At 43.3% G+C, this 22,882-nt stretch carries 20 protein-coding genes and 1 tRNA gene; 16 read left to right on the top strand and 5 right to left on the bottom strand.

Translation table 11 applies throughout. The features are described 5' to 3' along the window. Positions 1 to 196: 196 nt before the first annotated feature. Positions 197 to 751, top strand: coding sequence for a fasciclin domain-containing protein (locus JMX94_RS02025; protein WP_201562730.1), 555 nt, complete (start codon positions 197 to 199; stop codon positions 749 to 751). 427 nt (positions 752 to 1,178) lie between these two features. Continuing rightward, a complete protein-coding gene (locus tag JMX94_RS02020) occupies positions 1,179 to 1,787 on the top strand; it encodes a fasciclin domain-containing protein (RefSeq protein ID WP_201562728.1) in 609 nt (202 codons plus the stop codon). 270 nt (positions 1,788 to 2,057) lie between these two features. Here the strand turns inward: JMX94_RS02020 and JMX94_RS02015 are convergent, their stop codons facing one another. After that, positions 2,058 to 3,608 (bottom strand): sodium:alanine symporter family protein, encoded by a 1,551-nt coding sequence (locus JMX94_RS02015; protein WP_201562727.1) that lies wholly within the window; start codon positions 3,606 to 3,608, stop codon positions 2,058 to 2,060. A 1,005-nt stretch (positions 3,609 to 4,613) separates the two neighbouring features. On the opposite strand from JMX94_RS02015, the gene JMX94_RS02010 reads away from it, so the two are divergent. The 4 genes from JMX94_RS02010 (at position 4,614) to JMX94_RS01995 (ending at position 8,438) form a co-directional block, all read left to right on the top strand. Continuing rightward, positions 4,614 to 5,246 carry a LemA family protein gene (locus tag JMX94_RS02010; RefSeq protein WP_201562725.1) on the top strand — a complete coding sequence of 211 codons (633 nt, stop codon included), beginning with the start codon at positions 4,614 to 4,616 and terminating at the stop codon, positions 5,244 to 5,246. Positions 5,247 to 5,394: 148 nt separating this feature from the next. After that, positions 5,395 to 6,618: a YgcG family protein gene (locus JMX94_RS02005; protein WP_201562723.1), complete on the top strand. Its 1,224-nt coding sequence runs from the start codon at positions 5,395 to 5,397 to the stop codon at positions 6,616 to 6,618. A 77-nt stretch (positions 6,619 to 6,695) separates the two neighbouring features. Beyond that, entirely contained in the window at positions 6,696 to 7,220 is a 525-nt protein-coding gene (locus JMX94_RS02000; RefSeq protein ID WP_201562721.1) for a TPM domain-containing protein, read from the top strand. 219 nt (positions 7,221 to 7,439) lie between these two features. Then, positions 7,440 to 8,438 (top strand): adenosine deaminase, encoded by a 999-nt coding sequence (locus tag JMX94_RS01995; RefSeq protein WP_201562720.1) that lies wholly within the window; start codon positions 7,440 to 7,442, stop codon positions 8,436 to 8,438. A gap of 131 nt (positions 8,439 to 8,569) precedes the next feature. On the opposite strand, the gene JMX94_RS01990 is transcribed toward JMX94_RS01995, so the two are convergent. Then, positions 8,570 to 9,370 (bottom strand): NAD-dependent deacylase, encoded by an 801-nt coding sequence (locus JMX94_RS01990; protein WP_201562718.1) that lies wholly within the window; start codon positions 9,368 to 9,370, stop codon positions 8,570 to 8,572. Positions 9,371 to 9,405: 35 nt separating this feature from the next. Here JMX94_RS01990 and JMX94_RS01985 point away from each other — a divergent pair, with 35 nt between their 5' ends. Next, positions 9,406 to 9,771, top strand: coding sequence for a hypothetical protein (locus tag JMX94_RS01985; protein WP_201562716.1), 366 nt, complete (start codon positions 9,406 to 9,408; stop codon positions 9,769 to 9,771). A 163-nt stretch (positions 9,772 to 9,934) separates the two neighbouring features. On the opposite strand, the gene JMX94_RS01980 is transcribed toward JMX94_RS01985, so the two are convergent. Then, positions 9,935 to 10,011: transfer RNA gene (locus JMX94_RS01980), tRNA-Arg, on the bottom strand. A gap of 372 nt (positions 10,012 to 10,383) precedes the next feature. On the opposite strand from JMX94_RS01980, the gene JMX94_RS01975 reads away from it, so the two are divergent. The 4 genes from JMX94_RS01975 (at position 10,384) to queF (ending at position 14,193) form a co-directional block, all read left to right on the top strand. Beyond that, positions 10,384 to 11,061: a cytochrome c5 family protein gene (locus tag JMX94_RS01975; protein ID WP_201562714.1), complete on the top strand. Its 678-nt coding sequence runs from the start codon at positions 10,384 to 10,386 to the stop codon at positions 11,059 to 11,061. 358 nt (positions 11,062 to 11,419) lie between these two features. Next, positions 11,420 to 12,382 (top strand): ABC transporter ATP-binding protein, encoded by a 963-nt coding sequence (locus JMX94_RS01970; protein WP_201562712.1) that lies wholly within the window; start codon positions 11,420 to 11,422, stop codon positions 12,380 to 12,382. Between the two features lie 17 nt (positions 12,383 to 12,399). Beyond that, positions 12,400 to 13,212, top strand: a complete 813-nt coding sequence (locus tag JMX94_RS01965; RefSeq protein WP_201562788.1) for an ABC transporter permease — start codon at positions 12,400 to 12,402, stop codon at positions 13,210 to 13,212. Positions 13,213 to 13,314: 102 nt separating this feature from the next. Further along, the gene (gene queF / locus JMX94_RS01960; RefSeq protein WP_201562710.1) at positions 13,315 to 14,193 is read left to right on the top strand and encodes an NADPH-dependent 7-cyano-7-deazaguanine reductase QueF; all 879 of its coding nucleotides are present in this window, start codon (positions 13,315 to 13,317) and stop codon (positions 14,191 to 14,193) included. Positions 14,194 to 14,306: 113 nt separating this feature from the next. Here queF and JMX94_RS01955 read toward each other — a convergent pair whose 3' ends face one another. Beyond that, positions 14,307 to 16,025, bottom strand: coding sequence for a proline--tRNA ligase (locus tag JMX94_RS01955; protein ID WP_201562708.1), 1,719 nt, complete (start codon positions 16,023 to 16,025; stop codon positions 14,307 to 14,309). Positions 16,026 to 16,613: 588 nt separating this feature from the next. On the opposite strand from JMX94_RS01955, the gene JMX94_RS01950 reads away from it, so the two are divergent. Beyond that, entirely contained in the window at positions 16,614 to 17,363 is a 750-nt protein-coding gene (locus JMX94_RS01950; RefSeq protein ID WP_201562706.1) for a DUF4230 domain-containing protein, read from the top strand. Positions 17,364 to 17,576: 213 nt separating this feature from the next. Then, entirely contained in the window at positions 17,577 to 17,795 is a 219-nt protein-coding gene (locus JMX94_RS01945; RefSeq protein ID WP_201562705.1) for a hypothetical protein, read from the top strand. A 99-nt stretch (positions 17,796 to 17,894) separates the two neighbouring features. Here the strand turns inward: JMX94_RS01945 and JMX94_RS01940 are convergent, their stop codons facing one another. Further along, a complete protein-coding gene (locus JMX94_RS01940) occupies positions 17,895 to 19,535 on the bottom strand; it encodes a deoxyribodipyrimidine photo-lyase (RefSeq protein ID WP_201562703.1) in 1,641 nt (546 codons plus the stop codon). A gap of 194 nt (positions 19,536 to 19,729) precedes the next feature. Here JMX94_RS01940 and JMX94_RS01935 point away from each other — a divergent pair, with 194 nt between their 5' ends. The 3 genes from JMX94_RS01935 to trpA all read left to right on the top strand — a co-directional run bounded on the left by JMX94_RS01935 (position 19,730) and on the right by trpA (position 22,749). After that, positions 19,730 to 20,401: a phosphoribosylanthranilate isomerase gene (locus tag JMX94_RS01935; RefSeq protein ID WP_201562701.1), complete on the top strand. Its 672-nt coding sequence runs from the start codon at positions 19,730 to 19,732 to the stop codon at positions 20,399 to 20,401. Between the two features lie 135 nt (positions 20,402 to 20,536). Continuing rightward, on the top strand, positions 20,537 to 21,811 hold the full coding sequence (gene trpB / locus JMX94_RS01930) for a tryptophan synthase subunit beta (RefSeq protein ID WP_227671025.1): 1,275 nt from the start codon (positions 20,537 to 20,539) through the stop codon (positions 21,809 to 21,811). A gap of 113 nt (positions 21,812 to 21,924) precedes the next feature. Further along, positions 21,925 to 22,749 (top strand): tryptophan synthase subunit alpha, encoded by an 825-nt coding sequence (gene trpA, locus JMX94_RS01925; protein ID WP_201562699.1) that lies wholly within the window; start codon positions 21,925 to 21,927, stop codon positions 22,747 to 22,749. The last annotated feature ends 133 nt before the right edge of the window (positions 22,750 to 22,882 follow it).

Below are 22,882 nucleotides of genomic sequence, written 5' to 3'. Positions count from 1 at the left end.
GATTGGCGTTTCATAAGCAATGCTTATTAGTAACTGCTAATGATTTTTATTTGTGAGTGATTAACAATTGGGAATCAACCAGCGATGTAAGCAGTGCTTCTGATATAAGCAGTGGTTCTAAGGAAAGACAATCTGACTGTAAGACGGTCATAAAAACTAAATAAATTATAGTTATTTAATCATTAAGGACAATGTTATGAAACTAGTTAAAATCGCCACCCTTGGCACTCTGGCACTTTCTATCGCAGGTCTTAGCGCTTGTAATAATATGATGCCAACCAAAAGCCCAACTATGAAAGCACCGATGCATAGCCAAGCTACCACCAGTATGAACGTGGTACAAATCGCTCAAAGCAATCCAGATTTTTCGCTATTGGTTGAAGCGGTGGTCGCTGCTGATTTAGCAGGCGCATTATCTGATACCAGTGCAAGCTATACGGTATTGGCACCGACCAATGCCGCCTTTGTTCAAGCATTACAAGAAACAGGTATGACCAAAGCTGAGCTGTTTGCCAACAAACCATTACTCACTAAGATTTTGACTTACCATGTGCTAAAAGGTAACACGCCCGTTTATCAAAAACACGTCAGACCCGGTAATTACACCATGCTAAGTACGGATACATTGGTCATTACACCACAAGGCAGACTCATGGATGAAAGTGGTCGCATAACCAAGATTCTAAAAACGGATATCGCTGCGAGTAATGGGGTGGTGCATGTGATTGATAGAGTACTAATGCCTAAATAAGTGATTAATTAATTTCTTAAATAAGCTCTTATATAAGCTGTATAAATTCAAACAAGGATTTAATAAGCTGCTCATTTAGGTAGTACACAAGCTCATATAGTACAAAGCGATATTATTAGCCTATAAGCCAATATTGGTTTTTAAGCTAAAAAGGGTTATTAACCTAACAAGGGCTTTGTACACGTGATCGATACAGTGTCGCTACCTAAGTAAGCACCAATTAAAAAATAATCAGCTAATATGGTAGTCATTGAAATCGTTGGTTTATTTCTAGGACTTACGAATTAACTAAGTGTTTAATTATTAAAATTTTACCCATTCACTAAGTTACTTATTTATAAGCCATTCACTCAAACCCTTATCCATCCTTAACCCTTACCCATTTATAAACATCCAATCACCAACCATTTACCCAAAGGAATACCCTATGTTAAAGAAGAACCTATTATCTATCGCTGTTGTTACCGCTGCATTGTCACTAGCTGCTTGTAACGATAAAGAAGCCGTTACCGAGCCAGTAGAGCCAGAAGCGACTACTGACGTCGTCGTTGAGCCAGAAGTTGCCCCTGAAGCAATGGCTGAAGCAGACGCGACTGCGATGCCAGCAGATATGGCTACCCAAAGCATTGGCGAGATGGCAGCCGGTAATGAAAATCTAACCATTTTAACGGCAGCACTACAAGCCGCCGACCTTGATGATATGATGATGGCAGAAGGTCAGTACACGGTATTTGCCCCAACTGATGATGCCTTTGCTGCTTTATTAACCAAGCTTAACATCACTAAAGAACAGTTATTGGCAGATAAAGAGATGCTCACTAGCGTCCTAACTTATCATGTCGTACCGATGGTAGTAAAAGCCGCTGATATCCCTTATGGCAATGCTATTGAAACCGCAAACGGTCAAACGTTCTCTATCAGCGATGCCAACGTCATTACTGATGCGAGCGGCAATACGGCTAATATCGTTGGCACAGATATGATGGCGACCAATGGTGTAGTCCATGTAATTGATAATGTATTGCTACCTAAATAAGCTGGTTTTATCGCTATAAACAACAATAAAAGTATCTAAGTATTTGAGAAGCCCAGCCACCGAGCTGGGCTTTTTGTATTTAATGACTTATTTCATGACTCATCGCAAAATATATCACTGTCTTTATGACAACCTTACGCGCATAAAAAAGCCCGAGACAATGGCCTCGGGCTTTTTGTTTTTTATCGATGTTATCAATGCTATTAATGCAATACTATCAATGTCATCGATACTATTAACACGATTTAGACAGCACTACAGTAGAGTGAATTATAGACGCTCTTTATGTAGTGGATCTTGTGCTGCCATTCTTTGTTGTTGCTTAAGATGACGCTCTTCCCAATAAGGCGCGTTTTTGATACCGAATTTTGCTGGATCAAACGTATAGTGCTTCACGCCTGCTTTACGCTGTGCTTCATAGTCTTTAAGCATGGTAAGCGTTGGACGGGCCACAAAGAAGATGACCAAAATACCAACGATATTAAGCCAAGCCATAAGACCAACACCGATATCACCAATCGCCCAGATATAACCGGCTGAGTTAAGACCACCGTAGGCAACCATCACCATGATTAGTACTTTAACTAAGAATAGACCGGTTTTATTGGCACCGCGGCTGATAAAGCGCGTTAAGTACGCGACGTTTACTTCAGCGATATAGTAGTAAGCCAAGATGGTGGTAAAGGCAAAGAAGAATACGGCGATAGCGATAAAGATATTACCAAATTGACCGTATACCGATTGCATTGCCATCTGTGTAAAGGCTGGTGAGTTAATTTCAGTAGCAGCAGCTACATTTTGTAGAATGAACTGACCATCTGGTAACGTACCTTGAATGTTATACATGCCAGTAGACAAAATCATAAATGCGGTAGCAGAACAAACCAGTAACGTATCAACGTAAACTGAGAATGCTTGTACCAAACCTTGCTGTGATGGATGCTCAACTTCAGCAGCACCAGCAGCATGAGGACCTGTACCTTGACCAGCTTCGTTAGAGTAAATACCACGTTTCACACCCCAACCGATAGCTGCACCAAAACCGGCTTGCGCAGTAAAGGCATCACCGATGATCAAGCCAAATACATCTGGGATCAAACTGAAGTTACTGAACATGATAATTAAAGCTAACAAAATATAACCGATTGCCATAAATGGAACGGCGTATTCAGTGAAGGTTGCAATGCGTTTGATACCACCGAAGATGATGACACCTAAGATGACCAAAATGATAGCGAGACCGACCAAACGCATAGAGCCGACTTCTAGTCCTGCCACATTCATGATAGTTCCTTCACCCATGACTTGGGCAAAAGCACTAATAACGCCATTCGCCTGTACACCAGGTAAGAACATACCACATGATAAAATAGAAGCGATTGCGAAAAGTATACCGTACCATTTTTGACCAAGCGCACGTTCAAAGTAATAAGCCGGACCACCGCGATATTCGCCAGTGATGACGTCTTTTTCTTTATAAATCTGCGCAAGGGTTGATTCGACATAAGCGGTAGATGCGCCTAAGAACGCCACAACCCACATCCAAAATACCGCACCAGGACCACCGAAGCCGATAGCTGCTGCTACCCCTGCGATGTTACCCATACCCACACGACCTGCTAAGGATACGGCAAGTGCCTGAAATGATGAAATACCCTGTGCACTCGACTTACCTTTAAATAGTAAGCTGATCATTTCACTGAATAAACGTACTTGTACGAAGCGCGTCATGATGGAATAAAATAAACCTGCGCCCAAGCATAAATAAATTAATGCCGGGCTCCAGATAATTCCGTTTACTACATTAACTAAACTTTCCATATGTATATATTCCTAGTACTGTCTCAAAGTGGCTATATATGATGATGCTTAGAGTAAGTTTGCTATTTAATTTCCTTATTAAAACCAACTTCTCAAATAATCGGCATCTACTTAAACCTATCGATTAAGTTTCATACGCGCTTAGCCACCAAGAATGGACTGTAGTTTTCTGTCTTTATCCGCGGGGTCTATTAGCAATATTGATCGCAGGCAAGCGCTTATTGGCGCTAGCTAGTAATCAAATTCACTCCTTATTAACTGCTTATTTATAAATGGCAATAAATGAGCGACGGTTGCTATTCTTATCTATCTTTTTGCAGTTTGATAACGACGATATTTTGTTATCACGTCATAAATGCTTAAGCAGTTATCAATAGATCAGCGGATAAAGCAGGCGGTTATAATATTAAATCTCCATCCTCAAGGTGATGGCAATCCACTTTCTATGAGTCATATCGGTCGCTTACATCTCTATGCTAAGCTTGATAGGCAAGCATCTGTTTGCTTATCAATCCTTTTTTAAGGGGTTGTTATCAATTCTCTAGTACCAAAAATGTAACAAGTCCACTACCAAATGTATTCAAACCGTACGGCTACGTAACTGCAATTTGCCATATTTTTTAGCCAATTACTAGAATTTTCTTTATAAAGGCGTTTATATAGTAGTGTTTATTAACACTGAATTTATGCCATAGAGTGATAAAATCCTTTGTTTATCACGCTTTTGTCACGACTTATTCAATGTTGCTGAAAATATAGTCAGGATTTATGAGTTAAGAGAGGTCGAAAAAAGCGCTCAAACTCTTGCTATTAGCCGTGCTTTTGCGGTTGTGTTTTGGTAACGATGAATTGTAAAAGTAACCTGATAGCGCCATTATTAGCACAATGTATGGCAGGCGACACATTTGTAGAGGAGGAGATATACGCCTATATAAATGTGTATGATTAAAAAAGTGCTTAAAAAAACGTCTTGTTTGTTATTTACTATTTTTAGGAGAGTCAAAAATGACGCGTAAATCTATTGTAAAACCTATGTTGCTAGCAGCCGTATTGGCCACTTCTACCGTTGGCTTAACAGGTTGTGGTTATAACAATCTGCAAGCGCAAGATGAGCAAGTCACTGCGTCGTGGTCGGAGGTGGTCAACCAGTACCAGCGCCGCTCGGACTTGGTGCCAAACTTAGTGAAAGTTGTGCAGCAATATGCGGAGCAAGAACAAGAGGTATTTACCCAAGTTGCTGCGGCGCGCTCACAAGCTGGCGGTATCACCATCACTCCAGAGCTGCTCAATGACCCTGAAGCGATGGAGCGTTATGCCGCTGCCCAAGACCAGATGACTGGGGCGCTATCACGTCTAATGGCGGTTTCTGAGCGTTATCCTGATCTAAAGTCAGATGCGTTGTTCCAAGACTTGCAAGCTCAGCTTGAAGGCACGGAAAATCGTATCGCTGTGGCGCGTAATCGTTATATCCAAGAAGTTCAAGGCTATAACACCACAGTGCGCCAGTTCCCAACCAATATTACTGCCAAAGTATTTGGTATGGATCCAAAGCCAAACTTTAGCGTCGCCAATGAAAAAGAGATATCGACTGCACCCAGTGTAGACTTTGGTGATGACGATACGAAGACCGCTCAGTAAAGTGCAGTAAAGTAAAATCGTGGCGGATAAAAATAAGTGTTTATAGTGAATTTTTCTATTGAGCGCTTTTATATCCGTCGCCTTGCCGTTAGCTTGGTTTTGCAGCCATTAATTTAGTCAAGATGTTATTTGAGGTGGTATAGATTAGATGAATAATTCAAAAGCACTTTTATCCGCATTATTATTCACCCTAAGCATCGCTAGTGGCTCGGTGCTGCATGCTGCGCCCAATACCGATGCTAATACCAACGGCAGTGTTAATGATAATATTGCTGTCGCTAGCGATAGCGCGTCAGATATGCAAAATCGTAGTGTCGAGGATTTGGTGGCGATTGCCAAAGCCGCAGAATCTAATGAAGCCCTTAACGATGCTGTCTTAGGTAACGAAGCGATTAATGAAGCCATCATTGGCAATGATGCTATTAATCCCAATGCGGCAAACGCTAATAATGGTAGTGGCGAAAAAGGGACAGGCGCGTCGACAGCCACTAAACCAGCTGTGCAGTCGAGTGCCAAAAGTGTCGATGCTGATAAGCTCATCCTAAATTCACCCATCATTGATCAAGCCAATATCTTAAACCCGCAAGAAAAACAACGCTTAGAGGCGCAGCTAAGAGGTATCTATCAGCAAGGTTTGGCGCAAGCTGCAGTTGTCATTGTACCGACGACCAATGGTATGCCAATCTTCGACTATGCGTTACAGGTTGCCGAAAAATGGCAGCTCGGTAATAAAGACATTGATGATGGCTTGCTGATGGTCGTTGCCGTCAATGACCGCGATATGTACATTTTGACCGGTTATGGGTTAGAGGGTGTGTTGCCCGATTCTGCGGTCAACCGTATTATTCGTGAAGATATTACGCCGCTATTTAAGCAAAATGACTATGGCGCTGGGATATTGGCCGGCGTTGGTGCCCTGCAAACGCGTCTGACCGCTGACCCTGAAGTGTTGGCGCGTGCCGATGCGCAAGCGGCTGAACGCAGTCAAAGCCAAAGTGATATTGGTGAAAATCCATCACCAGTGTTTTTATTCGTGATGGCGATGATATTTGGTAGCTTTATTACCAGTATCTTTGGGCGCATCTTTGGTTCTATCCTGACTGCGGGCGGTTTCTTTGCAGGCTCGCTTGCCTTGGGCGGTGGTTTCTTTATGACCTTAATTATGGCGATATTTTTATGGCTGTTTTTAATTTCGCGCGGCTCAGGTGGCGGGCGCGGTGGTCGTGGAGGACGCGGCGGCGGTGGCATGGTGTTCTTACCGGGTATGGGCGGCAGTAGTGGCGGCGGCTTCGGCGGTGGTGGTTTTGGCGGCGGCGGCTTCGGAGGTGGTGGCGGCGGCTTTGGCGGCGGCGGGGCAGGCGGCTCTTGGTAAAGGCGGTTTTGATAAAGGCATGTTAGGTTCAGACATTAGATGATTGCCAGCAATGGCGTACTTGAGGAAATAATATAATGGTAAAAAGCAATTCGTCGCAGGCAAGTTTTGCTCGTTGGTGGCGTCAAGTACTGTTTGTCCCTATGCTGCATAGCAAATGGCTAACGCCAGCGGCTAAAGCGCGGCTGACAGAGCAGGTGACGTTGGCTGAGCGTGGGCATCGCGGTGAGGTGTTTTTAATTATAGAAAATCACTTACCTGTCCAAGATGCCTATCGTCTTGATTGTCGTGATCGGGCGATTGATTTGTTTAGTGAATATCGCGTTTGGGATACGGAAGAAAATACGGGTGTTTTAATCTACGTCAATATCTGCGAGCATAAGCTTGAAATCGTCGCGGATCGCGGTATCAGCACGCATGTAAGCCCGACTGTGTGGCGCGCCATGTGTGAAAAAGCGGTTTCAGGTATTGCCAATCAAAAAACTGAAGAAAGCTTAGCAGAGCTACTAGATGAGGTAGGTCAGTTATTGCGTCAGTATTATCATCTAGGCGATGATCCCGCCGGTAATGAGCTGTCTGATACCGTGGTATTTTTAAAATAGCGTTTTTAATACTGTATTTTTGAAATGGCTTTTATGCAGTAGCTCTTATTATGAAGCAACCCTTATTATAAAGTTACCCTTATAAAGTCCTGTTTATAGCTGAATGCAAAGGTTTGCTGTTTGTCTATGGGGTTTTATGGCCAATTGAAATATAATAGCCTTTATAGATATACCCCGCTGACAAACGCAGCGCTTAATAAAAGCCACTACTGGAACACTATGATTGAATTAATAAAGAAATTACCCAAAGCGGAGCTGCATTTGCATATTGAAGGCTCATTAGAACCGGAGCTGATGTTCAGATTGGCGAAAAAGAATAATATAGACATCCCTTATAATGATATCGAAGATGTACGCCGCGCCTATAATTTTACCAATTTACAAACCTTTTTAGATATCTATTATGCGGGCGCCAATGTCCTAATGACCAAAGACGATTTCTACGATTTAACGTGGGAATATATTCTAAAATGTGTTGAAGACAATGTCATTCATACTGAGATATTTTTTGATCCGCAAACCCATACCGCAAGGGGCGTGCCGTTTGAAGCCGTTATTACGGGTATCAAAGAGGCACTCGATGATGCTAAAGAAAAATACGGCATCACTTCTTGTATTATCATGTGTTTTTTGCGCCATTTATCGCAAGAAGAGGCCTTTGAGACCTTAGAAGAAGCGATGGCATTTAAAGACGATATCATCGGTGTCGGTCTTGATTCTTCTGAGCTGGGTAACCCTCCTGCCAAGTTTAAAGAGGTCTTTAAAAAGGCAAAAGAAGCAGGCTTTACATTGGTCGCTCATGCTGGCGAAGAAGCCGATTTTTCGTATATTTATGAAGCGTTGGATTTACTAGGTATTAGTAGAATCGATCATGGTGTGCAATCGATAAAAAGTGCCGCATTGATGCAACGCCTAAAAGAGGAGCAAATGCCGCTGACGGTTTGCCCAAACTCTAATATCGAACTCAAAGTTTTTGACAGCTATCAAGCGCATAATATCAAAGCGCTGCTAGATTATGGTCTTAATGTCAGCGTCAACTCCGACGATCCTGCTTATTTCAAAGGCTATATCAATCAAAACTTTATCAATTTATGTGAAAATCTGCCGCTAACGGAAAACGATATCATTACTTTGGTAAAAAACTCTTTTAGATCATCATTCATAGATGATGAATTAAAAGAAGCATACTTAGCGAGAGTTGATCTTGCGCTGCAATAAGCATTGATGTAGTAAGGCACTGATTGAATAAAGCACTGATTGAATATATCTTTAATAATAAAGGCTTAACGATTGATATCAATCGTTAAGCCTTTTGTTTTGTCATTTGCTATTATTTTAGGGTCAAGCGATTATAACGCAGTGATTTTTTGGATTAATAACGGCATCACCATTCCTGCTTTTTCCGCTAAGGTAATATCCACGATGGCATTGGGTGTCGGATTTGGATTTATCTCAATAATTTTAGCGCCATTATCTTTTGCTAGTTGTGCCAGCCCAGCGGCAGGGTAGACGAGACTTGACGTACCAATACTGATAAAAGCCTCACAATCAGCCGCCGCTTGTTCAGCCGTCTCCCATGCTTGTACGGGCAACGCTTCACCAAACCAAACGATATCTGGTCTAATATAACCATCACAATGCGGACAGTTAATCAGTACCTCACTATAATCCATAGTGTCGGCGCTGCTATATGAGCCTCTAGATTGCTTCTGATAAGGTGTCTTACATTGGCTACAGCGATTACGCCATAGATGTCCATGCAGATGAGTGACCGTACTGCCAGCCTGTTCATGCAAGTCATCGACATTTTGAGTAATAAGCGTTATGTGCTGGCCAGAGGATTGGCTATGATACTGCCACTGCGCTAAGGCGTCATGGGCGGGATTTGGTTTTTTATCGGCGACCACTTGTCTGCGCCACTGATACCATCCCCAAACCAGTTTTGGGTCACGTGCAAAAGCCTCTGGCGTCGCCAAATCTTCAGCGCCATAGTTTTCCCAGAGGCCTGTTTGCTTATCTCGAAAAGTGGGAATACCGCTTTCTGCTGAAATCCCTGCGCCAGTTAAAATACAAATGCGCTGTTTTGCGCCAAGTAGTTTGGCCGCATGGTCGACTTCTGCTATTAACGCTGCTGATAATTCTGCTAACATGACCTAACCCTTATTAACAATGGATATAGACTTCTATGATAGATGGAATGTGGTGGCTTGTCATATTGCTGGCAGTCGTCGTTGGATTATGGTTCTTGGCAAAATCGCGCGCCCCTAAATTCGCTGATAAGCATAGTCCAAAGTCGACAAGTATGAAGACACCGATAAATGATGCGCTGCAAAAAACCTCAGAGTTGGTAAAGCAGCATTTTCCTGACTACCGTGTCAACCGCAAAACCAATCATTTGCTTATCAGTAAGCAAGATAAAAAAATTGCCATGATTACGATTGATAAAAAGATTGCCGCCGGTCAGCGCCGTTTGGGTGACGTACCTGTAATTAATTATCACCGTGTACCAAGCCGCGCTCAATTAACCGCAAATTTACAAGATGCAGAGTAGTTTTATATAAATTAAATGGTTTTAACAACTCTATGTACAACATTTTATCGATGTTAGCGCACAACGATAGGCAGCAGTTAAGAACGCCAAGCGTTGCTGTCAAAGGGTTGTAGAGAAGATGGGTGAGACTAGGAAAAGGTAAAATACTACTGATTATGATGATTGGTGCGCTCGGCGGGAATCGAACCCACGACCCTCGGCTTCGGAGACCGATACTCTATCCAACTGAGCTACGAGCGCATAATTTATTGACTAAAAACGTACTAATTAACGCCCTGTATAAACGAGGATGATTAGCTGTCTTTAATACTGCGAGACGTCTAAAAATTAAGACCGCTTAGTCTAACAAATAAAAGCCATAAAGCCAATGAATGAAGGTCGCTATTGAGGTTTTTTAAGAAAAAACACCATAGTCAGCAAACAGGCATGGCAATCTACCTGTCTTTTCCCTTATAATGTCAGGGAGAATCCATATTTATAATCACCGATTACAAGCGCGCCTGCATGCGGGATGGCTGTTTGCTATTGATAACTGGTTTGGTTGTCAAAGGAGGACAGACAGAATGTCCAAGCCGTGTCGGCCCTTGTATACGCAATAAGAGAACGTGACGAATGAGAAAAGTAGTTATGTTATCGGCAGCTGCCATTCTAGGAATCGCTAGTATCGCTGTGAGCCAAGCTGAAAGTGTTGTAGACACTCCTGTAACCATCTCTGATGTTGCAGAAGGGCAAGACGTTGTCGAAAATGCGCCGCAAAAACTGGGTGATGATACCCAAGCGGCTGCAGATACCACCGATGGGGCTGCACCTGCTGATGCCGCTGCAACTGCAACAGACGGTGCTGATGCCGCTGCGCCAGCTGAAGCAACTGCCGCTGCAGCACCTGCTGCTGAAGAGCCAATTCCAGAGGACACGCCGCAAGTACAAAAGCTGATTGCTTTGTATCCTAACTTGATTGCTCGTATTCAACCTGTTGCTAAAGTATGCTTTGAAGACGACGAAGTTTGTGACGTGACCGCACGTTCTGCTGGTCCAGCTGCAGGCGATGGTCCTCGTGATGGTAAAGATGTTTATAACGCTGTCTGCCAAACTTGTCATGCGTCAGGCTTACTTGGCTCACCTATGTTAGGTGACGCTGGTGCTTGGGGACCTCGTATCGCAAAAGGTACAGAGACTTTGTATACTCATGCTATCAATGGCTTCAACGCCATGCCTGCCAAAGGCGGCGCGGATATTCCTGATGAAGAAGTACAAAGCGCGGTTGATTATATGATTGGTGAAGCAAGCTAGTTTTTATTAGTTGCTAGTTATTAGTTGCTAGTTATTATTTGCTAGATAGTAAGCTACATTTAGCCAAATGGTTTTTAGGCTGATGATTTAGCTGTGTAAGCATGATTTATTGCTAATAAATCTATTCAGCCTTTTAACGCCTGTATTGATAAAGCGTCTATTTCATTTAATGAGGTAGGCGCTTTTTTAATGATGAGTATTATCAATATGATACTTCTCATAGGGCACAGTTGAAATTCATTGCTAGTAGCCTCACTTTATGACATTACATCGTCTCTTCTAGATATTAGTATACTAAAAATACCAGTATGCTAAAAATCGCTGTCCATACAAATTTATAACCAATAAAGAGGTATTCATGTCTGAAGTACCAGCACTTGCTATTCAGAATTTATCCAAAACCTATAGCAATGGGTTTTCGGCACTCAAAGATGTCAGTTTAACCGTCCCGCAGGGTGGTTTTTTTGCGCTGCTTGGGCCAAATGGTGCTGGTAAGTCAACGATGATTGGCATTATTAGCTCACTGTTTAAGCCGACGGCCGGTAGCGTAAAGATTTTTGGCACGGATTTATTAGAAAATCCCTCGGTGGCCAAGCAATACCTTGGGGTCGTGCCGCAAGAGTTTAACTTTAATCAGTTCGAAAAAGTGGAAGACATCTTGATTACTCAGGCGGGTTACTTTGGTATTTCTGCTAAAGAAGCACGTCCACGGGCAAAACGTCTACTGACCGCACTTGGCCTATGGGATAAGCGTGATAGCAAATCACGCGAATTATCAGGTGGTATGAAACGCCGCTTGATGATTGCTCGTGCATTGATTCATAAGCCAAAACTGTTGATTCTTGATGAGCCAACGGCTGGTGTTGATATCGAGCTGCGCCGCTCTATGTGGGAGTTTATGCAGCAGATTAATATCGAAGAAAATACCACTATTATCTTGACCACGCACTATCTAGAAGAAGCGGAGCAGCTGTGTAAGCGTATCGCGATTTTGGATCATGGTGAGATTCGTATTAATACAGAGATGAAAGATTTACTTGCTCAATTGTCGGTTGAGACTTTTGTTTTTGATTTAGAGACGCCGCTTACGCGTCAATTAGATTTGACTGGGATAACGGGATTGTCGCAGCCAGATGAGCAGACGCTGGAAGTGACTTTAACAGAAGGTGAGTCGTTAAATGGTGTCTTTAACCAATTATCAGAGCAAGGCATTACTGTGGCGAGTATGCGTAACAAGGCCAACCGCTTAGAAGAGTTATTTATGCGCTTGGTAGACAAAAATATCGATAGTGCCGACAGTATGAAGGAGGCAGGACTATGAGTCAGGACATGAGTGATATGAATAAAGCAGCACAGGTATCTCGTCCTCATGACGGCTTAACCATCGCCCAAAAGTGGATTGCGTTTCGTACTATTTTAGTCAAAGAAGTGCGCCGAATTTTACGTATTTGGCCACAGACTTTATTGCCGCCAGTCATTACCATGAGCTTATACTTTGTCATCTTTGGTAAGATGATTGGCTCGCGTGTCGGTGAAATGGGCGGCGTGCCATATATGCAATTTATCGTGCCCGGTCTCATTATGATGTCGATTATCACCAACAGTTACTCTAACGTGGTTTCGAGCTTCTTTAGTGCTAAATTTACGGCCAGTATCGAAGAGCTTTTGGTTTCGCCGGTGTCTAAGCATGCGATTTTGATGGGTTATATCAGTGGTGGTATCTTTCGCGGACTGGCGATTGGTATTATCGTCTCGATAGTGGCGCTGTTCTTTACTGACCTTGGTATCGAGCATTTATTTGTGACGGTATTTACGGTACTTGGCACCTCTATCTTGTTTTCATTGGGCGGCTTTATTAACGCAGTATTTGCCCGCTCATTTGATGATATCTCCATCATTCCAAGCTTTGTACTAACACCACTGACCTATCTTGGCGGGGTGTTTTACTCGATGGAGAATCTGTCACCATTTTGGCAAAACGTCTCGTTACTGAACCCGATTGTCTATATGGTGAACTCGTTCCGTTACGGCATCTTGGGATATTCTGATGTCAATGTTTGGTATTCGATGGCGGCTATTTTTGTATTCTGTGCGATATTTTATACCATCGCCTATCGCTTGCTGAGTAATGGTTCACGCGTACGCTTGTAGTATTTGTAGTTTAGCAGGTCATACTTTTACTACTGCCTGCTTGACCTAGTTGGTAATTGGCCATTTCAATAAGATTTTAACGCTTTAATATTAGGAAGATAAATGAGTATTCACGGTATCTTGGGTGAGCAAACCACCGACTATCCGACTGAGTATAGTCCAGAGACGCTATATCCGATTGCTCGTAGTATAGGACGTGATGCGATTGGCTGGCAAGACGATAAACTAAAAGTCGGCGTTGATTGGTGGCAGGCGTTTGAGATGTCTTGGTTAAATTCCCAAGGTATTTCACAAGTGGCTATTGCTCGCTTTGGTATTCCGGCAAGCTCGCCATTTATCGTTGAGTCAAAGTCGCTTAAGCTATATTTAAACAGTATTAACTTTACTGAGTTTTCTGGCTGGGACGAGGTGCAAGCGCTGATAGCCAAAGATTTATCAGCCTGTGTACAAGCAGAAGTAACCGTTGAGCTATTTGATTTAAATGATAGCCTGAACGATAAAGCAACAGGCTTATTGATTGCACAACCTGAAGGTGTTTGCATCGATGAGGCGCTTGCAAATAGCAGCGAGAAAGTAGCGCTAACTGAACATCCTGATGCGTCATTATTAGCTAAAAATGAAAGCGATTTTAGAGACTCTGAAAAAGAAGTTGGCATAAATTTCAGCTTTTATTCTAACTTGCTGCGTAGTAATTGTCCGGTGACCAATCAGCCAGATTGGGGCACATTGGCGGTTTCGATAAGCAGTGAAAAGCCAGTTAATAGCGCCAATATGCTGCGTTATATCTTAAGCTTTCGTCAGCATAATGGTTTTCATGAGCAATGTGTCGAGCAGATATTTGCTGATTTGAGTCAATACTATCAGCCAAGTACATTGATGGTTCGCGCATGGTATACACGCCGCGGCGGTATCGATATCAATCCTTGCCGTGTCAGTGATATGAGCTTATTACCTAAACCAAGCCGTTTAATACGTCAGTAGGTAAAAGGTTGGCTTTTCATCAGTTACTGAGCAATTAGTGTAGACATAAAAAAGCGCCTATCTTATTCACTAAGATAGGCGCTTTTTTTATGTCATAAGTTTTATTAATAAAACTATTTGCTGCTTACTTTTGAGATCACTTCTTCACGGCTGAGCATTTGCTTTTCTGCCTCACGGCGATTGACGTATTCGTACTTACCTTCAGCCAAGTTACGGTCTGAAACCACGATACGATGTGGAATACCAATCAATTCAAGATCGGCAAACTTAACGCCTGGACGCTCGTTACGGTCATCAAGTAGTACATTGATGCCTTGCGCTTTTAGCTCTTCATACAAAGCGGTCGCCGTCTCCATGACGGTCTCTTCTTTTGACTTCATCGGAATGATAGCCACTTCAAAAGGCGCAATCGAGTCATCAACGGTTGGCGTTTTTGGCCACATGATGCCGTTTTCGTCGTTGTTTTGCTCGATGGCAGCCGCGATGATACGGCTAACGCCAATACCATAACAACCCATCATTAGGGTAACAGGCTTGCCATCTTCACCAGATACGGTAGCATTCAGCGCTTGCGAGTACTTATCACCCAACTGGAAGATATGACCGACTTCGATACCACGTTTGATTTTTAGCGTGCCTTTACCATCTGGAGAAGGGTCGCCTTCTTGTACGTTGCGCACATCAACAATACGAGTAATGCTTGCATCACGTACCCAGTTCATACCAACGGTATGTTTATTGACTTCATTCGCGCCCGTGACAAAATCTGACAAGGTGGCGGCTGAGCGATCAACAAATACTGGCATATCCAAATCAACACCGATAAAGCCTTTATGCAGACCAGCGGCTTTTAGCTCTTCATCAGAGGCCATCATAAGCGGCACATTGGCCTCTTCGATTTTCTCAGCTTTGATGGTATTGAGCTGATGATCGCCACGTAAAACGATAGCGATTAATTGCGGCTCACCATCTTCAGTATGACCATGAACGATTAAGGTTTTCACCGTCGTCTCTAGCGGTACGCCTAGATGTTCAGCAACCACTTTACAGCTGGTCATGTTTTCCGTTAAGACGTCTTCGCGCTCCGTTTTTGGTGGCTGACGCTCAGCGGTGCTTACCGATTCAGCAAGCTCGACGTTGGCCGCATAATCAGAAGAATCAGAGAAGGCGATATCGTCTTCGCCGCTGTCTGCCAACACATGGAACTCATGCGAAGCAAAACCGCCGATAGAACCTGTATCCGCTTGTACCGCACGGAAATCCAAACCCAAACGGGTAAAGATGCGCGTATAAGCGTCATACATATCATGGTAAGTCTTAGCGAGTGACGCTTGGTCAACGTGGAAGGAGTAGGCGTCTTTCATGGTGAATTCACGCGCACGCATTACGCCAAAACGCGGACGAATCTCATCACGGAACTTACCTTGGATTTGGAAAAAGGTAATCGGCAACTGCTTATAACTGCGCAGCTCACCTTGGGCAAGATTGGTGATGACTTCTTCGTGCGTCGGGCCCAAAACAAAATCGCGGTCATGACGGTCTTTGAAGCGTAATAGCTCAGGACCATAATCGTCAAATCGACCGGTCATCTGCCAAAGCTCAGCAGGTTGGGTCATTGGCATCAGCACTTCTTGAGCGCCGACGTTTTGCATCTCTTCGCGAACGATGCGTTCGACTTTTTGCAACACGCGCAAACCCATCGGCAACCAGATATATAATCCAGAAGCGATTTTACGAATAAGACCTGCTCTTACCATTAATTGGCTTGAGGCGATATCAGCATCGCTGGGAGTTTCTTTTAGCGTGGCAAACAAAAATTGACTGGCTTTCATAAATAAAGCATAACCTTATCAACGATAAAATAAATAAGAAATAGTAGGATATTGAGCGTGTGCTTTGATGGCCGACGCAAGCTTACCTTTTATCACTTGGTAATAGTCTAGGACATGCCTAGCTAAAAAGTACTGCGACAAACAGTACATCAGTAGAAAGTGCGTTCATAAAACGCCTTGCAAAAAGGCTGGAACTTTTCATTTTGTATTAAACGTCCATATTGGCAACGTCATATTTTAGACATATAAGCCAGAAAAATAGGTGTACGCCAACATTTTGCTTATACAATCTGACTATGTTAGGTAAAGTTCGCCTAAGACGCAATGACTTTTTGTTTTTTCAGCCAGAACATTACTTAAAGAGCCAAATATGTTGGTATTAATTCGATTATTTAGCGGTTTTAAGCATATTTATAGCAAATAATGAGCTGACTTCCTCGCCATAGCACTATTGAGAATTATGTAGAGTATTGGTAGTTATTACTTGAAGTTAACGCGCGCAACTAGCATTTATATCTTAGATTTCGATACTAAATATTTAGCTTTTTAACTCGCTTATAAAAACAAAAAAACTTTGAGGTAGTTTACATGACCAATCCTGAGAACCATTCTTCTATCAGTAATAATAATGCCAATCAGCCGCCTGCGAAAAAACCCATCGCTATGATGTCGTGGTTGGTATTGATGATTGGTCTTGCCGCGCTCGTTTTTGCGATTTATAGTCTGCAAAAAAGTAGCAAAGAAGCGCCGATAGAGACCATTACCCGTGAAGGGGTGGTGATGCAGATTCAGAAATTGAATCGCTTGGAGACGGTGGCGTTTAGTGTTGATACGGTGATTACTAGCCAAAAATCGGGCAGTTGGATGAAGCTGTGGCAAGATGAGCAAAAAGGCTTGTTTATCGCCCGTGGGCGCGTAGAAGCGGGGATTGATTTGAGCGCTTTAACGCCTGAGATGGTGCAAGTGATAGCGCCTGCTGAGGCTGCTATAAAAAATGCTGAAAACGTGGATGCCAATAATCCCGTCTCTATCATGCCGCAAATTCACATTACTTTACCGCCATCAGAGATATTTTCGGTTTATTTAGACGATATCGAGATTTATGATTGGCAAACGGGCGCTTTTGGCATGATGCAGGTTGATCCAAAGATTTTGCAACAAGCGCAAAGTATGGCAAAAAAGGAAGTGCTTGAACGGGCTTGCCGCGGTGATGTGATGAATATGGCATTAGAAAATGCGCAAACCCAGTTGCAGCAGTTATTTTCATTAACTGGCGCAGTAGTAACGGTAACGACGCAGGGCGCAGGAGCATGTCAGATGCCAGTGACTAATGCTTAAATGGTTTGGATTTTGGCATTGTAAAGGGTTAGGACGAGGAGAGAGATTTCGGCGTTCTGATAAATATCTTCGCCAGTTAACAGTTGTTGCTTGAAATGATGAGTAATAGGGTTATTATATTATATAGCAGGACTTATTTGTGATTAACGACAGACTTATAAATACTGTCGTTCAAATAGGCCTATATCTCATATAATGTAAGAGGTGGCATCTATGACAACTTCTAATAATCAGCCGTCTGCCCATGAGAAGCGCAAATTAACCAAACATCCTAAAGCAAAAGGGTCGCTATCGTTTGCGACTTGGGTACTGTTAATCCTCAGTTTTACCTTATTCGCTTATGCCATTTACACCATTAAGACGCGGATATTAGAGTCAGATACTGATAGAGCGAGTGCGCCACAAAGTAGTTTGGTGCAAATAGACAGCTAAGGCTTTTAAAATCATGACTGTTTTTTAACTTATAACTGAGTTTTAGTTCATGGCTATTTTTAGTGTATAACTGTTTTTAAATTTAGAGCCGTTTACGTCTTATCTTTTAAATTCTGCAATCGCTAATTGCCGAGCAGCTTTGTGTTCAACTATTGGTATTGGATAGTTAATATTAGCAAACTTACTACCCTTAGCCAGTTCTTTACGCATTTTATCCTCGCTATGCAAGATGCTGGCAGGGACGTCTTTTAATTCCGGTAGCCAAGTCTTGATAAATTCGCCATCAGTATCATGAGTTTTGGCTTGGCTAAAGGGGTTCATAATACGGAAGTAGGGCGCAGCATCCGTACCTGTTGATGCGCTCCACTGCCAGCCGCCGTTATTTGAGGCAAAGTCACCGTCTATCAGCTGCTGCATAAAGTAGCGCTCACCTAAGCGCCAATCAATCAGTAAGTCCTTGGTCAAAAACATCGCCGTGACCATCCGTAAGCGATTGTGCATAAAACCAGTGGCATTTAAACAACGCATCGCGGCATCAACTAAGGGCACGCCTGTCTTACCTGTGCACCATGCCTTAAAATCATCATCGTTATATGACCAATGAATCTTACTATCTGTATCTTCTTTATACGCCTTATGGCGGATGAGCGTTGGCTTATCAACGATTACATGACGATAAAAATCTCGCCAAGCAAGCTCGCTTAGCCAGCGATTAATGTCATTGTTGTCAGAGTTCTTAAGGGCGTTGCCATCATCACTGTGCAATTCTTCCAGCACTTTTGTGGCTTGCAAATAGCAAAGTCTGGGACTGATTGAGCCAATAGTCAGGTAGGCTGATAATTGACTAGTCGCGTGTAAGCTTGGCACATCGCGACTGATATCGTAGTTGTTAATATCATCAGCGATGAATGCCTCTAAACGCTGGCAAGCTGCATCTTCGCCAGCAGGGTAAGCTGCACGAGCGTAATCAAGCTGTGCGTCCATATCAATATGCTTTAATGAATCAATACCTTCTGAACAGCCATCTTGTAATGTCTTTTGACAGTCATCAACAGTTCCTTTACTTAATTTTTCGATATCTTTGATAGTCGTGGCGCTGGCTTTTGAGATTTTTAGCTTGGCGTTGTTGTTGTTGTTATTTATAGCTGCTGCTTCATGCATTTGCATGGTGCTAACATCTAAGGTATGCCGCCATTTTTTATAAAATGGGGTGAATACTTTATACATGCTGTCACCATCATTGGTGGTAATGCTTTGCGGCGGCAAGATACATTGGTCATGCCAGCGAATAAATTCGATATCGTTTTTTGCCAGTTGTTTGGTGAGTTTTTCATCACGCTCAATCTCATTGCCTTCGTACTCATGATTTGCCATCACACAGCTGATGTTATTGGCCTCACATAATGTGCTTAGCGCCTCGACACAATCAGAAAAGCTTGGACAAACCTGTACGTTCAATGTGATATTCAATTGTTTATGCAAAGATGTTGCTAAGATTGGCAAGGTGCGGGCGATGTGGTCGAGCTGTGTGAGTGACATATCATGCGCTTGCCACTGTTCAGGCGTAAGGAAAAACATAGCACTGACTTGCGCCTTGTCTGCGTTCGCCCGTTCACAAAGTGCCGCCAACGCTGTATTATCATGCAGCCGCAAATCACGACGAAACCACATCAAGTAATGCGGCATACTGACATTCTTATTATCATGATTTTCGTCATTTGCTGATGCTGTCTTAGACATTCAATTATTCCTATTTTGATCAATCGCAATCATAAACAAAACTATGAATAAAAGTATGCTAGGATAAGTTTTTGGATGCAATTGATTTGCCAATTGATTAACAAATCAGCATCATATTTAGGGATTAGAGTTTAGCGCGAACTTGTCAAATGACATCATACTCAATATCACATTTAACGTTTTAAGGTCATATAATGCACGTTAAGTTTTGCGGCTTTACCCAGCTTGATGATGTCAATACCGCTGTGCAGTTGGGTGTTGATGCGGTCGGTTTGGTATTTTATCCGCTAAGTCCGCGTGCGGTGACGCTAGCGCAGGCGCAGATATTAAGCGCTGCCTTGCCTGCTTTTGTCAGTGTCGTGGCATTAGTGGTCAATATGCCTGAAGATGAGCTGATTGAACTGGCAAATAATGTCCCTTTTGATATCATTCAATTCCACGGTGATGAAACGCCTGAACAGTGCCAGTATCTGGCAAATGCCGTCAATAAACGCTGGATGAAAGCGCTGCGTATTAATGCTGAGCAAGATACTGTGGAAAATGTAAGCGCACGGATTGATAGTTTTGCCGCCGCAGGGGCGAGCAGTATTTTGCTTGATGCTTATCATCAGTATAAATATGGCGGTACGGGCGCGCGCTTTGATTGGAGCCTGATTCCAGATAATAGCGCACTGCCGATTATCTTAGCGGGTGGACTGGATGCCGACAATGTCGCTGTGACTCGTGAATTGCCTATTTATGGCCTCGATGTTAGCGGTGGGATTGAGATTGATAAAGGTAAAAAAGACGATGCTAAGATGCGTGCCTTTATGAAAGCAGTAAAGCGTGACCGATGGCAAAACGAGACGGTCACTGACGCTCTCTAAGATAACTGCTATATTTGTGCTATTTACTCTTATTTAAGCGTTATTCCGACTTCCTGATTAAATCTAATTTTTTTATCCTAATATTTATACGACCAATCCTTATACTAAAAGATACCACTTATCGTAGGAATTATCATGAGTCATGCCACGAACAAAGCACCATCTGCTACTGCACAATCTATCAATACCTTTACCAATCCAACAGACGTACAAGACTTTAACCAATACCCTGACGCACGCGGACATTTCGGCGTTCACGGTGGTCGTTTTGTCTCTGAAACCCTGATGGCGGCATTAGAAGAGTTAGAAGCGCTATATACTAAAGTAAAAGCCGACCCTGCATTTTGGGAAGAGTATCATAATGACTTGGTCAATTATGTTGGTCGTCCAACACCGCTGTATCATGCTAAGCGTTTAAGCGATGAGATTGGTGGCGCGCAAATTTACTTTAAGCGTGAGGATTTGAACCATACTGGCGCACATAAAGTGAATAACACCATTGGGCAGGCACTGCTTGCCAAGATGTGTGGTAAGAAGCGTATTATCGCTGAGACCGGCGCAGGTCAACATGGTGTGGCAACGGCAACGATAGCTGCTCGCTTAGGGTTAGAGTGTATCGTTTATATGGGTGCTGATGATGTCGAGCGCCAAAAGATGAACGTTTATCGTATGCGTTTGCTAGGGGCGACCGTTGTGCCAGTGACTTCAGGTTCGCGCACGCTTAAGGACGCGATGAACGAAGCGATGCGTGATTGGGTAACCAATGTGGACAGCACGTATTATATTATCGGTACGGTTGCCGGCCCGCATCCTTATCCGCTATTGGTGCGTGATTTCCAAGCGATTATCGGTAAAGAGGCGCGTATCCAACATTTAGAAAAAACAGGTAAATTACCAGATGCACTAGTTGCTTGTGTTGGCGGCGGCTCAAATGCTATTGGTCTATTCTTTGATTTCCTAAACGATACTGAAGTCAAAATGTATGGCGTTGAAGCGACAGGTGACGGCATTGAAACCGGTCGCCATTCCGCGCCATTGGCCGCTGGTCGTATCGGCGTGCTACATGGCAACCGTACTTATCTGATGGCAGACGATGAGGGTCAAATCCAAGAAACGCATTCTATCTCAGCGGGTCTTGACTATCCTGGCGTCGGTCCTGAGCATAGCTTCTTAAAAGATATGAAACGTGTTGAATATGTTGGCTGTACCGATAAAGAGTCATTGGCAGCCTTTCATGAAGCGACACGTAAAGAAGGCATTATCCCTGCGCTCGAATCTGCCCATGCGGTTGCCTATGCGCTTAAGCTGGCTAAAACCATGACCCCTGAGCAAACCATTATCGTTAATATGTCAGGTCGCGGTGATAAAGATTTGCATTCGGTAATGAAAGCAGAAGGGATTGAGCTGTAGTCGCGTATTTTATTGCGCGCTATAAATCCGCTTTTATAAAATAAATTGATTGGCTCTCTCATCAAATCGTAGAGGGTCAATATAGCCAGTTTGAATTAATTGTAGAGAACACTATGACCCGAATTGAAAGCACCTTTGAAACCCTAAAAGCACAAAACAAAAAAGCCCTAATTCCTTATGTCATGGCGGGCGATCCAACCCCTGATAACTTTGTTGGCTTACTACATGACTTAGTCAAGCACGGCGCAGATATGATTGAAGTGGGCTTACCGTTTTCTGACCCAATGGCCGATGGCCCAACGGTTGCATTGGCTGGCGAGCGTGCTTTAGCAGCAGGTACCAGTACGCGTGATGCACTAAAAATGGTGGCAGAATTCCGCAAGCAAGACACGCAGACGCCAATTATTCTCATGGGTTATCTTAATCCCGTTGAAATCATCGGTTATGACAACTTTGTCGCTTTATGCGAGCAATCAGGCGTAGATGGTATTTTGATGGTTGATTTGCCACCAAGCGAGGCGGGCAGCTTTACTCAGCATTTAACTGAACATGCGATGAATGAGATTTTCTTATTATCGCCGACCACTTTGCCTGAGCGCCGTGAGCAAGTACTGACCCATTGTGGTGGGTATATATATTATGTGTCATTAAAAGGCGTGACGGGTTCGGCAACGCTTGATACTGATGATGTTGCGACCCAAGTGCAAGCGATTAAAGCGGAGACCGATTTGCCAGTATGCGTGGGCTTTGGGATTCGTGATGCAGCATCGGCCAAAGCAATCGGTAAGCATGCCGACGGTATCATTGTGGGAAGTGCGCTGGTGCAAAACTTTGCTGATATAGATGCTAAAGATGCCTCTGCGGTTGCGGCAGCTCAGCAAAAAATCATGGCAAAAATGGACGAGCTACGCGGCGCACTCGATAGTTTAACGGTCTAATATTATATCGAGTGTATGGGCATCAACGTGTGTATGGCTCAGCAACGTCGTTGTCTTATTATTTATAAGAGGGGCGATAGCTGTTTTTATATCAAGGATTATCGTAACTTTTATAACAATGTTTATAAAGACA

Origin of the sequence: Psychrobacter sp. CMS30 (assembly GCF_904846565.1) — a bacterium.
GTDB lineage: Bacteria > Pseudomonadota > Gammaproteobacteria > Pseudomonadales > Moraxellaceae > Psychrobacter > Psychrobacter maritimus.
Note: the sequence above shows the minus strand (reverse complement) of the source record. Positions and strands in the feature narration are given on the sequence as shown.

Bases quoted from the DNA above. Each gene is read 5' to 3' on its own strand.
- JMX94_RS02025 (WP_201562730.1), top strand. From the start codon at position 197: ATGAAACTAGTTAAAATCGCCACCCTTGGCACTCTGGCACTTTCTATC.
- JMX94_RS02020 (WP_201562728.1), top strand. From the start codon at position 1,179: ATGTTAAAGAAGAACCTATTATCTATCGCTGTTGTTACCGCTGCATTG.
- JMX94_RS02015 (WP_201562727.1), bottom strand. From the start codon at position 3,608: ATGGAAAGTTTAGTTAATGTAGTAAACGGAATTATCTGGAGCCCGGCA.
- JMX94_RS02010 (WP_201562725.1), top strand. From the start codon at position 4,614: ATGACGCGTAAATCTATTGTAAAACCTATGTTGCTAGCAGCCGTATTG.
- JMX94_RS02005 (WP_201562723.1), top strand. From the start codon at position 5,395: ATGAATAATTCAAAAGCACTTTTATCCGCATTATTATTCACCCTAAGC.
- JMX94_RS02000 (WP_201562721.1), top strand. From the start codon at position 6,696: ATGGTAAAAAGCAATTCGTCGCAGGCAAGTTTTGCTCGTTGGTGGCGT.
- JMX94_RS01995 (WP_201562720.1), top strand. From the start codon at position 7,440: ATGATTGAATTAATAAAGAAATTACCCAAAGCGGAGCTGCATTTGCAT.
- JMX94_RS01990 (WP_201562718.1), bottom strand. From the start codon at position 9,370: ATGTTAGCAGAATTATCAGCAGCGTTAATAGCAGAAGTCGACCATGCG.
- JMX94_RS01985 (WP_201562716.1), top strand. From the start codon at position 9,406: ATGATAGATGGAATGTGGTGGCTTGTCATATTGCTGGCAGTCGTCGTT.
- JMX94_RS01975 (WP_201562714.1), top strand. From the start codon at position 10,384: ATGAGAAAAGTAGTTATGTTATCGGCAGCTGCCATTCTAGGAATCGCT.
- JMX94_RS01970 (WP_201562712.1), top strand. From the start codon at position 11,420: ATGTCTGAAGTACCAGCACTTGCTATTCAGAATTTATCCAAAACCTAT.
- JMX94_RS01965 (WP_201562788.1), top strand. From the start codon at position 12,400: ATGAATAAAGCAGCACAGGTATCTCGTCCTCATGACGGCTTAACCATC.
- queF (WP_201562710.1), top strand. From the start codon at position 13,315: ATGAGTATTCACGGTATCTTGGGTGAGCAAACCACCGACTATCCGACT.
- JMX94_RS01955 (WP_201562708.1), bottom strand. From the start codon at position 16,025: ATGAAAGCCAGTCAATTTTTGTTTGCCACGCTAAAAGAAACTCCCAGC.
- JMX94_RS01950 (WP_201562706.1), top strand. From the start codon at position 16,614: ATGACCAATCCTGAGAACCATTCTTCTATCAGTAATAATAATGCCAAT.
- JMX94_RS01945 (WP_201562705.1), top strand. From the start codon at position 17,577: ATGACAACTTCTAATAATCAGCCGTCTGCCCATGAGAAGCGCAAATTA.
- JMX94_RS01940 (WP_201562703.1), bottom strand. From the start codon at position 19,535: ATGTCTAAGACAGCATCAGCAAATGACGAAAATCATGATAATAAGAAT.
- JMX94_RS01935 (WP_201562701.1), top strand. From the start codon at position 19,730: ATGCACGTTAAGTTTTGCGGCTTTACCCAGCTTGATGATGTCAATACC.
- trpB (WP_227671025.1), top strand. From the start codon at position 20,537: ATGAGTCATGCCACGAACAAAGCACCATCTGCTACTGCACAATCTATC.
- trpA (WP_201562699.1), top strand. From the start codon at position 21,925: ATGACCCGAATTGAAAGCACCTTTGAAACCCTAAAAGCACAAAACAAA.